This is a genomic window from Fructobacillus evanidus (genome assembly GCF_963580165.1).
Taxonomy (GTDB): Bacteria; Bacillota; Bacilli; order Lactobacillales; family Lactobacillaceae; genus Fructobacillus; species Fructobacillus evanidus.
Map to the genome: position 1 here is coordinate 49600 of NZ_CAUZLM010000006.1, position 12384 is coordinate 61983.

Annotated in this window: 2 protein-coding genes; both read left to right on the plus strand. The window is 47.7% G+C overall.

The window, feature by feature from the left end; translation table 11 throughout:
• Window positions 1–28: 28 nt before the first annotated feature.
• Window positions 29–10462 carry an LPXTG cell wall anchor domain-containing protein gene (locus AABI08_RS05945; protein WP_338344162.1) on the plus strand — a complete coding sequence of 3478 codons (10434 nt, stop codon included), beginning with the start codon at window positions 29–31 and terminating at the stop codon, window positions 10460–10462.
• 824 nt (window positions 10463–11286) lie between these two features.
• Window positions 11287–12366: a hypothetical protein gene (locus AABI08_RS05950; RefSeq protein WP_338344161.1), complete on the plus strand. Its 1080-nt coding sequence runs from the start codon at window positions 11287–11289 to the stop codon at window positions 12364–12366.
• The last annotated feature ends 18 nt before the right edge of the window (window positions 12367–12384 follow it).

A 12384-nucleotide genomic window follows, 5' to 3' on the forward strand; every position in this document is an offset into this window, starting at 1 on the left:
GCAGGGTGCTATTGACTATACGAACGGATTGAATGCAGCCGTCAATGGTAAGACCATTGCCAACCCAACCAGTGGTAATAAAGCTGGTGAAGCGGCCATCGATTCGTTCAATAAGGGTTATCAAGATGCCGTGGATGGCAAGGATGACAGTACTTTAACTGATCCAGTCCAAAAGGCAGCCCAAGCAGCAGCTACTAACGCCTTCAATGATGTGAAGAACAACACTGTCAAGACGGCAGATCAAATCAAGGCGATGAACCCAGTGGCTCAAGTTGCCTATCAAAAGGCCTTGACCGAGGCTCAGGCAGATGCTGCCAAGGGAGCCCAGGCCTATGTTAGTGGTGGTGCTCGTCCAGATGATAGTACGGTAGATGGCAAGGCCACCGCCGCCGGATATGATAAGGCTGCGACCGGTTACGCCGACGGTAAAAGTGGTTCCTCTGCAGCATCAAACGACCCAAGCTACACGACCGGTTATCAAGCTGGTCAAAGCGAGAAGAATGGTTATAATGATCAGAGTTTGCCAGATAATGCATCGCAAACCGAAAAGGATGCTTATAACGCTGCAAAGGCTGGAGCAGCCGATGGTATTGCTGGTAAGCAACCGGCTGATAACTCAACTCAGTCACAAGCCTATAAGGATGCCTACACCAAGGCTTATCAGGATGCGACAAACGGTTACAATACCGGTTATGCAGCAGGCCAAAGTGGTACCAAGCCAGATGCTAGCCAAGCAGCAGACCCATCTTATATGAAGGGTTACAACGCAGGTCAAGCTGCAAAGCAAGCGATTGCCGATGACCAAAATGGTCAAAACAATGCAAGCAGTTCAGCTGATTCAACAACCTATAATGATGTTCAGCAGGGTTACCACGATGGCGTTGTTGCCACGGGAAAGACTGGTGTCAACACGCCAAACGCTACGGCAGCCAATGGGGATGCACCATACCAGGCTGGCTACAACCAAGCTATCACGGATACAAATAAAGCCCGTGCAGCAGCCTACCAAGATGCAGATGATAATCATGGTCAAGCAATTGATTCAAATAAGAAATATTCTCCTAATAGTGATATTCAAACAGTAGCGCAACAGGCTTATAACGACGCTCAAACTGCTTATTCTGACGCTATCTCCGGTGCTACAACACCAACGAATCCAAATGATGCGCAGGCAAGTGGTATAGCAGCCGGTACCAATGATAAGAATTATGTTGACGCAACAGTGGCCAACCAGGCACCAAGTGCAACAGTTTCATCTGCTAAGTCAACCATTGTTTCTGCTCAAATCGCAGCGGCGCAAGCAGCCTTTAAGCAAAATCCAGATGCAAAGGATGCCTTGAATAGCGGTGATCCATTGGCCAACTATGCCTATAAGGCTGAGATGGACGCCTTGCAGAAGCAGTACCAAATTGGGATTTCTGATGGAAAAGCTGCCACGAACGCAGCAACCACTGCCAGTGATGCTGAAAAACAGGGAGTTAGTGACTTTATAACCGGATTAAATGCGGTAGTCAATGGGCCAACCATTGCTAACCCTAATAGTGGAAATCAGGCTGGTGCGGCCGTTATTAATTCGTTTAATCAGGGTTATCAAGATGCCGAGAAGGGTACTGATGACAGCGGTTCAGGTGATCCCGTAATCAAGGCAGCTCAGATAGCTGCAACAGATGCCTTCAACGATGTGAAAAACAACACCATCAAGACTCCTGATGAAATCAAGACGATGAACCCTGTGGCTCAAGTTGCCTACCAGAAGGCTTTGACAGCTGCGGAAAACGCAGCATCGCAGGGTGCCCAAACCTATGTCAATGGTGGTAGTCGCCCAGATAACACTACTGTAACTGGTAAGGTTGCTGCAGCCGGCTATGACGATGCTAAATCAGGTTACGCGGATGGTAAGAGCGGTGCTGCTGCATCATTGACTAATAATCCAAGCTACATGACGGGTTATAACGCTGGTCTGAATGAGAAGAGCGGTTATAATGATCAGAGTTTGCCAGCAGATGCATCACAAGCTGAAAAGGATGCTTACAATGCAGCCAAGGCCGGGGCAGCTGATGGTATTGCGGGCAAGAAGCCAGCTGACAACTCAAAGCAGTCCCAAGCCTATCAAGATGCTTATACCCAAGCTTATAATGATGCGACAAACGGTTATAACGATGGTTATGCCGCAGGTCAAAATGGTACAAAACCAGATGCTAGCCAAGCAGCAGACCCATCTTATATGAAGGGTTACAACGCCGGTCAGGCAGCAAAGCAAGCGATTGCTGATGACCAAAATGGTCAAAATAATGCAAGCAGCTCAGCTGATTCAACAACCTATAATGATGTTCAAAGTTGTTATCACGATGGGGTTATGGCCGTAGGAAAGAATGGCGCAGATACATCACCGACTGCACCAAGCGGTGATGTACCGTACCAGAAGGGCTACACCCAAGGTGTCCAAGATGCACTTGCAGCTCGAGTAAAGAGTATCCAGGATGCAGACGATAATCACGGTCAAGCAATTGATTCGAATAAGAAATATTCTCCTAATAGTGATATTCAAACAGTAGCGCAACAGGCTTATAACGACGCTCAAACTGCTTATTCTGAAGCTATCTCCGGTGCTACAACACCAACGAGTCCAAATGATGCTCAGGCAAGTGGTATTACAACAGCTCAAAATGACCAGAACTACGTTAACGCAACAGTTGCTAACCAGACATCGAGTGCGACGGTTTCATCTGCTAAATCAACGATTGTTTCAGCTCAAATCACAGTAGCTCAAAAAGCCTTTACGGCTAACCCAGATGCTCCTGACAGCTTGAACAGCACTGATCCACTCGCTAACTATGCTTATAAGACTGAAATGGATGCTTTGCAGACAAAGTATAATACTGGAAAGCAAGAAGCAGCTGACGGCAATAGCCCAGCAACCACTGCCAGTGATGCTGAAAAGCAGGGAGCTATTGACTACACGAACGGACTGAATGCGGCAGTTAATGGCCAAAGCATTACCAATCCAACCAGTGGTAACAAGGCTGGTGAAGCCGCTATTGATTCCTTTAATAAGGGTTATCAAGATGCCGTGGCTGGTAAAGATGACAGTTCTTCAACAGATCCAGTTCAAAAGGCAGCGCAAGCAGCTGCAACGGCAGCCTTCAATGACGTAAAGAACAACACCGTCAAGACCCCTGATGAAATCAAGACAATGAACCCAGTGGCCCAAGTTGCCTATCAGAAGGCGGTCAAAGAAGCTCAGGCAGATGCAGCGCAAGGAGCTCAAGCTTATGTCAACGGTGGCAGTCGCCCAGATGATAGCACGGTAGATGGCAAGGCCACCGCCGCCGGATATGATAAGGCTAAGGCTGGTTACACCGATGGTCAAAGTGGTAACAATGCCACATCAACTGACCCAAGTTACACGACCGGTTATAACGCTGGTAAGAGTGAGGCAAGTGGTTATGATGATCAGAAGGCTCCGGCAGACGATGCATCACAAGCCGAAAAGGATGCTTACAATGCAGCCAAGGCTGGAGCTGCCGATGGTATTGCCGGCAAGCAGCCAGCAGATAACTCAACTCAGTCGCAAGCTTACAAAGATGCCTACACCAAGGCTTATCAGGATGCGACAAATGGTTACAATACTGGTTATGCTGCCGGTCAAAATGGCACCAAGCCAGATACCAGCCAAGCAGCGGACCCATCTTATATGAAGGGTTACAACGCCGGCCAAGCGGCAAAGCAGGCCATTGCCGATGACCAAAACGGTCAAAACAAGGCAAGCAGTTCAGCTGATTCAACAACCTATAATGATGCCCAACAGGGTTACCATGATGGCGTTATCGCCACAGGCAAGACAGGCGTCAATACGCCAAATGCTACGTCAGCCAACGGCGATGCACCATACCAGGTGGCCTATGATCAAGCTATTAAGGATACAAATGCAGCGCGTGCACTCGCTTACCAGGATGCAGACGATAATCACGGTCAAGCAATTGATTCAAATAAGAAATATTCTCCTAATAGTGATATTCAAACAGTAGCGCAACAGGCTTATAACGACGCTCAAACTGCTTATTCTGACGCTATCTCCGGTGCTACAACACCAACGAATCCAAATGATGCTCAGGCAAGTGGGGCAGCAGCCGGTACTAATGATAAGAAATTCGTTGATGCAACAGTTGCCAACCAGTCACCAACAACGACGGTCTCTTCTGCTAAGTCCGGTATTGTGACGGCTCAAATCAGTGCAGCACAAGCTGCCTTTAAGCAAAACCCAGATGCCAGTGACGATTTGAAGGGTGCTGACCCATTAGCCAACTATGCTTATAAGACCGAAATGGATTCTTTGCAGGCTCAGTATGATACCGGAAAGAGAGAAGCCGCTGCCGGAACAAGCCCAGCTTCAACAGCTAGCGATGCGGAAAAGCAAGGTGCTATTGACTATACGAACGGACTGAATGCAGCGGTTAACAATGATACCCAAAGCATTACCAACCCAAACAGTGGTAATAAAGCTGGAGAAGCGGCAGCTGATTCCTTCAATAAAGGTTATCAAGATGCCGTGGCTGGCAAAGATGACAGTAATTCAACTGACCCAGTCCAAAAGGCAGCCCAAACAGCCGCAACGGCAGCCTTCAATGATGTGACCAAAGGTAGCGTCAAGACCCCTGATGAAATCAAGGCGATGAACCCAGTGGCCCAAGTCGCTTACCAAAAGGCAGAACAAGAGGCTCAGGCAGATGCTGCCAAGGGAGCCCAGGCCTATGTTAGTGGTGGTGCTCGCCCAGATGACAGCACGGTAGATGGCAAGGCTGCAGCAGCAGGATATGACGCTGCCAAAGCAGGTTACACGGATGGCCAAAGTGGCAAGACTTCAGCATCAACCGACCCAAGCTACACAACCGGTTATAATGCTGGTAAGAGTGAAACTGCTGGTTATAATGACCAGAGTTTGCCAGCTAATGCATCGCAAGCCGAGCAAGATGCCTATAACGGTGCAAAGGCTGGAGCAGCTGATGGAACCACAAGTGCCACGAAGCCAAGTGATCTTTCAGCAAAGTCACAAGCATACCAAGATGCCTATAACAAGGCCTATGCTGATGCACAAGCGGGAGCTAAGGTTGGTTATCAAGATGGCTCAAAGAGTGGTACACCAACCGACATTTCTGGTCAGGATGACATTTACAAGAAGGCCTATGCTGCCGGTCAGGCAACAGCTGCTAATGAAGCGCAAGCTGGCGCCAAAGACTATGTAGCTGGTAAGAGTGCACCGACAGCAGATACGCCTGCTAGCCACTATGGTTACAACCAGGCTCAAGCTGGATTTAATGATGCAGCTGCTGGTAAGTCGTCTCAATCAACTGATTCTTCATACACCACCGGTTATAATGCTGAAAAATCAGCTCAGGAAGCAATTAGTGATGCGAAGAATGGCAACACAAGCCAAGAACAGAGTGCAAGTGATCCAACTGCTTATACTGATGCTCAACAGGGTTATCACGATGGAGTTGTCGCCACAGGCAAGACTGGTGTGAATACAACAAATGCTACAGCAGCCAACGGTGATGAACCATACCAGGTGGCCTATGACCAAGCTATTAAGGATACGAACGCAGCCCGTGCAGTTGCTTACCAGGATGCCGATAATGACCATGGTCAAGCAAATGGTTCAGGTTACAAGTATTCTGCTAATAGTGACGTCCAAGGAGTAGCACAACAGGCTTATACGGATGCTCAAACTGCTTATTCTGAAGCAATCTCCGGTGCTACGACACCAACGAGTCCAAATGATGCCCAAGCTAGTGGTATTGCAACGGCTAAAAACGATCAAAGTTACGTTGATGATACTGTGGCTGGTAAAACGCCAAGTGCAACAGTTTCGGATGCTAAGTCAACCGTTGTTTCAGCTCAAATCACAGCAGCGCAAGTAGCCTTTAAGCAAAACCCAGATGCCAGTGACGATTTGAAGGGCACTGACCCATTGGCTAACTATGCTTATAAGGTCGAAATGGATTCTTTGCAGTCAAAGTACAAGGCAGGAATCCAGGACGCAGCCGCCGGTAATAGCCCAGCAACTACAGCAAGCGATGCCGAGAAGCAAGGTGCTAGTGACTATACGGCCGGATTGAACGCTGCGGTCAATGGTCAAACGATTGCTAACCCAAACAGTGGTAATAAAGCTGGAGAAGCGGCAGCTGATTCCTTCAATAAAGGTTATCAAGATGCCGTGGCCGGCAAAGATGACAGTAGTTCAACTGATCCAGTCCAAAAGGCAGCCCAAGCAGCCGCAACGGCAGCCTTCAAGGATGTAACAGATGGTACAGTCAAGGCTCCTGATGAAATCAAGACGATGAATCCAGTGGCTCAGGTCGCCTATCAGAAGGCAGAACAAGAGGCTCAGGCCGATGCTGCCAAGGGAGCCCAAGCCTATGTCAACGGTGGCAGTCGTCCAGATGACAGTACAGTAGATGGCAAGGCCGCCGCCGCCGGATATGATGCCGCCAAGGCAGGCTACACCGATGGCAAGAGCGGCACTGCCGCCACATCAAACGACCCAAGTTACACAACCGGTTATAACGCTGGTAAGAGTGAGACGAGTGGTTACGATGATCAGAAGGCCCCAGCAGCTGATGCAACGCAAGCTGAAAAGGATGCTTACAATGCTGCGAAGGCCGGATCAGCCGATGGTATTGCTGGCAAGCAGCCAGCTGATAACTCAACTCAGTCGCAAGCCTATAAAGACGCCTATACCAAGGCTTATCAGGATGCGACAACCGGCTATAATGCCGGCTATGCTGCGGGTCAAAACGGTACGAAACCAAGTGCCGCCCAAGCAGCGGACCCATCTTATATGAAGGGTTACAACGCCGGTCAGGCAGCAAAGCAAGCCATTACCGATGACCAAAACGGTCAAAACAACGCAAGCAGCGCCATTGATCCAACAACCTATAATGATGCGCAACAGGGTTATCACGATGGCGTTGTTGCCACGGGCAAGACCTTCAACAATACACCAAATGCTACGGCAGCTAACGGCGATGCACCATACCAGGTAGCCTATGATCAAGCTATCAAGGATACGAACGCCGCCCGTGCAGTCGCTTACCAGGATGCCGACGATAACCACGGTCAAGCAATTGACTCAAGTAAGAAGTATTCTGCTAATAGTGATGTGCAAGCGGTCGCGCAACAGGCTTATAACGACGCTCAAACTGCTTATTCTGAAGCTATCTCTGGTGCTACGACACCAACGAATCCTAATGATGCTCAGGCAAGCGGAGTAGCCGCAGGCACCAATGATAAAAATTACGTTGACGTAACAGTGGCCAACCAGACACCAAGTGCAACGGTTTCGGCTGCCAAGTCAACAGTTGTTTCAGCTCAAATCACAGCAGCGCAAGCAGCCTTTAAGCAAAATCCAGATGCCAATGATAGCTTGAACGGCACCGATCCACTTGCCAACTATGCTTACAAGGCTGAAATGGATGACTTGCAAACGAAGTACAAGGCAGGAATCCAAGACGCAGCTGCCGGCACAAGCCCAGCAGCAAACGCCAGTGATGCCGAAAAGAAGGGTGCTAGTGACTATACAGCCGGATTGAATGCAGCAGTCAGCGGTCAAACGATTACCAACCCAACGAGTGGTAATAAGGCTGGAGAAGCGGCAGCTGATTCCTTCAAGAAGGGCTATCAAGACGCCAAGAATGGTACGGATGACAGTAGCTCAACTGACCCAGTCCAGAAGGCCGCTCAGGCAGCAGCCACAGAAGCCTTCAAGGATGTCACGAATGGTACCGTGAAGACCCCTGATGAAATCAATACGATGGATCCAGTGGCCAAGGTTGCTTACCAGAAGGCAGAACAAGAGGCTGAGACCGATGCTGCTCAGGGTGCCCAAACCTATGTCAACGGTGGCACTCGCCCAGATGACAGTACAGTTGCCGGTAAGGCAGCCGCTGCCGGATACGATGCCGCCAAGGCCGGTTACGAAGATGGTCAAAACGGTAAGGCTACGGCATCAACTAATCCAAATTACACGACAGGTTATAACGCCGGTAAGAGTGAGACGAGTGGTTATAGTGACCAAACGGCACCAGCAGCCAATGCGCCACAAGCCGAGCAAGATGCTTATAACGGTGCAAAGGCCGGAGCCGCCGATGGTACCACAAGTGCCACGAAGCCAAGTGACCTGGCAACAAAGTCACAGGCTTACCAGGATGCTTATAACAAGGCCTATGCTGATGCCCAAGCGGGTGCCAAGGCCGGGTACCAAGATGGTTCACAGAGTGGTACGCCAACTGATCTTTCTGGTAAAGATGACATTTACAAGAATGCCTACAATGCTGGGAAGGCAACCGCGACCGATGAAGCCGAATCTGGTGCCAAAGATTATGTGGCCGGTAAGAATGCACCAACAGCAGATACGCCAGCTGGCCACTACGGTTACAACCAAGCGAAAGCAGCGTTTGCTGATGCGAATGCCGGTAAGGCATCTCAGTCAACGGATCCTTCATACAACATTGGTTATGATGCTTCAAAATCAGAACAACAAGCTGCCAGTGGTTCTGAGAAGGGCAATACAAACCAAGGACAAACAGCAAGCGATCCAGCTGCTTATACGGATGCTGCCAAGGCCTATGCTAGCGCTGTTACCGCAGCGCAAGCAGGCAACACCGCTGCAACAACGGTGACGGACCCTGTTTATAAGCAAGCCTATGACCAAGGTTTGAACGATGCAGAGGCAGCACGCCAGGCAGCTATCCGGGATGCTAATGCTAACCATGGTTTGAATGTTGATCCAGAAAAGGTTTACTCGGGCAACTCAGCTATCCAGCTCTTTGCTCGTAAGGTCTATGCAGAAGTTCAAAGGTCTTATGCAGCTGTCTTAGATGGTACGACACCAAGTAGTCCAGATAGTGCTCAGCAACAAGGTGTGGCAACTGCCAATAATGACAAGGCCTATGTTGATGCGACTGTTGCCGGTAAGACACCAAGTACAACGGTTTCAGATACTAAGGCTGAGGATGTGGCAGCTGCCGTTACAGCAGCACAAAAAGCCTTTTCAGCTAATCCGGATGCTAGTGACGATTTGAATGGCACTGATCCATTAGCCAACTATGCTTATAAGGCAGCTCTGGATGACTTGCAGGCAAAGTACAAGGCCGGTGTTGCAGATGCAGGCAATATCAACGAACCTGGTAGTTCAGCCGATGCAGCTACTCAGCGTGGTGCCAATGACTTTAACGCTGGTTTGAACGCTGCACTGAATGGCCAAACCATCACAAACCCAACGTCTGGTGAAAAGGCTGGAGAAGCGGAAGCCGCTGCCTTCAACCAAGGTTATGCCGATGCACAAAACGGAGTCGATGACAGCGCTGCCAAAGATCCTGTCCAAAAGGCCGCCCAAAAGGCTGCAACTCAAGCCTTTAGCGACAGTCCTGATTTCAAGACAGATGCTGAAGTGAACCAGATGGACCCAGTTTCAAAGGCTGCTGGCTATGCTGATGCGCAGAAGGGTTATAACGACGCCAAGGCAAACGTCCAGCCAACAGCTGCCGAGCAGGCAGATGCTAACTATATGAAGGGTTACCAGGCTTATAAGGACAGTCAAACTGGCTATAACAATGCCGGAACGCAGACGAAGCCTGCGGACGATGCCCCACAGCCAGAAAAGGATGCCTATAATGGTGCCATTGCTGGTGTAGCGGATGCGGTTGCTGGCAAGGCCAAGGAAAGTGACTTGGCTACTAAGTCACAGGCTTACCAAGATGCTTATAACAAGGCCTATGCAGCTGCTCAAGCCGGTTTGAATGATGCCGATAGTGAAAAATCAGCTCAGTCAACCGATCCAGATTACATGACAGGCTACAACGCCGGTAAGAAGCACATCACAACTGTGGATAACACGGGTCAAAGTGATGCGTTATCCGGATTGGCTCCTCAGGATGCTAATTTGAATGCAAAGGACAAGGCAGCTTATGACGAGGCCTATAGTCGGACGATTGCTGGTTTGAATGACGGCGCTAATGGTGTTCCAGAAGCAATGCCAAACGATCCAAACTATCAGAAGGGTTATGCTGCCGGTGAAGCAGCTCGCGCATTGTTGGCTGACAAGCAGAACAACACGCACACGACTGTGGCTGACCAGGCAAGCTATGATATAGCTGCTCAAGCATATCAGCAGGCCGAGGACGACGTCGCCAATGGCCGCCCAAAGAGTCCCAAGAATCAAAGCCCTGTTTATGTTTTGGTCTATGACCGTGCCTACGACTTCTTGTTGAATGAAAAGAACCAGAAGAAGACACCACAGCCAGAACCAGCAGCACCTGTTGAGAGTGCACCAACTCCAGCACCTGTACTGCCACAAACAGGCGAACAGCAAAATGTTACTGAAAATAGTGGCCTTGTTGCTTTGCTGCTCTCATCAATCCTCGGATTGGTTGCAACGGCTAAGCGCAAGCGTAACGATAAGTAAGTTTCATTGATAAATCAGTTTAGGTGCTATTGCTTTTAGGCATTGGCGCGTAAACCAAAAAGGAAGTCCAAGAAGTAATCTTCTTGGGCTTTTTTTATTTTGCCGAAAATGTTGAAGAACGTTGAAGCATAATTGTAAATTTTGCAGAAAAAATAGCTAAAAATTTGGCGGAGTTTAGAGCGAGATTTTTTTGTCAACTTAGAAAAATAAAAGTAAACGATTGCAAGATTTCTTTGTCCTTTCTAATGATTTTGATTTTTTTTAGAAAAAATACTGTCTCTTTTTGATAAAGATTATAAATAAAGATGAAATATTTTGAAATGTTTTGTGGCGAGAAAACAGAAATTGAGGTCCTTTTTACTTGTGATAGTTTTGTTAAGGCTAAAAAACGCTGATTAGCTGGAAAAACGTGTCTTATCAGTCGTCTATGTTCAATAAAAAACATGAATATAACTCAAATGTTGTCAAAAAAATCCTAAAAAAGAATGAATATAAATATTTGATATTTTTATATATATTGTGTTACGATAATGTCACAATACTATTGATAGTGTGTTGTGAATGTCGATTGTGTTTTTTGTGAACAGAAGTACTTGTTAGGTTTAGGGAGAAAGACCTAATTTAGAACTGAATTGGTTGATAGATGAAATAAAAACAGATTCCTTTCTAAAGTGGCGAATCGAATGATTCAATATTTTTCAAAAGAAAAAATTGATTTTGATTTTATCAATCAAATATCGGTAACCGAGAAAGTGCTAATGCTTGCTAGTGTCGAGTCCGTTAATTTCGGCTATCAACTATGGCTGAAGGAAAGGTGAGTATTTATGATATACAATAAGAGAAATCTTCGGAAAGTTGAAGATAAGAAAGTATTACGGAAGGTAAAAAGCCAATGGGTTGTCGTCTCATTGGCTAGTTTTGGTTTGATTGCTGGAATTGGCGCTGTTCAACACGTTTCGGTTTCTGCCGACGGTGTTCAGCAAACTACATCTACAGATAATCAAAGTGGTAGCCAGACCCCATCAGGTGATGCCGCTTCGACTAGTGCATCAACGAGTGCTTCAACAAGCGCCTCAACTAGTACATCGTTGAGTGCTTCACTTAGCACATCGGTGAGCGCTTCAGCCAGTGCATCAGCAAGCGCTTCAACTAGCGCTGCGAACGCATCTAATGGTTCATCTACTAACAGCACAACGCCAACAGTAGAAAATCCTGCAGATTACCAAGCTCAGACTCAACAGGGTCAGCAAGATGCCTTTGCAGGTAAGGCAAGTGCAGCTTCCTCATTGTCTGGCCGTGCAGCTGATTATTATACTGCTGCTTATAACGGTGCTAAGGCAGCCATGGCAGCCTATGCAACAGCTACTCAAAGCAAGGGTGCTGGAACGCAGGATTATACTTATTATGGTAATACTGCCTCAAAGTTGAACGATGATGGATCAACGCATACATCAACTAACACAACGGATGGAACGCCACAACAAGCTGGAAGTACAGATGATGTCAACCAGGGTGGTGCGAATAATCCAACTGATGCATCAAATAGTTCAAGTAAATATGAAAGTACTTTAAATGGTAATTTGAATACTGCTTCGAACACCTCTGTTAAGGGGAACTCAACCAGCAATCAAATTAGCATTCCAACAAGCAAAACGGACACAATTGTCGCTGCCCGCTCTTCATATCAAAACGATACGAACTTGGGAACAACCTTTGATAACGCTGTGAACTATGTCTTGGGCCAGTACGGTCAACAAGATGCTGAAACTGGTAAGTGGCAGGGTGTCTACAATGCTTCAAGCAAATCAGCAACTCAAGATTGGTATTTAACGACAAATCCAAATTCTGATACGACTAATGCTTACGATCAGGCATATCGTGGTGCTCGTGCTGCCATGGGTTAGTATTTTGACAAGAACAAC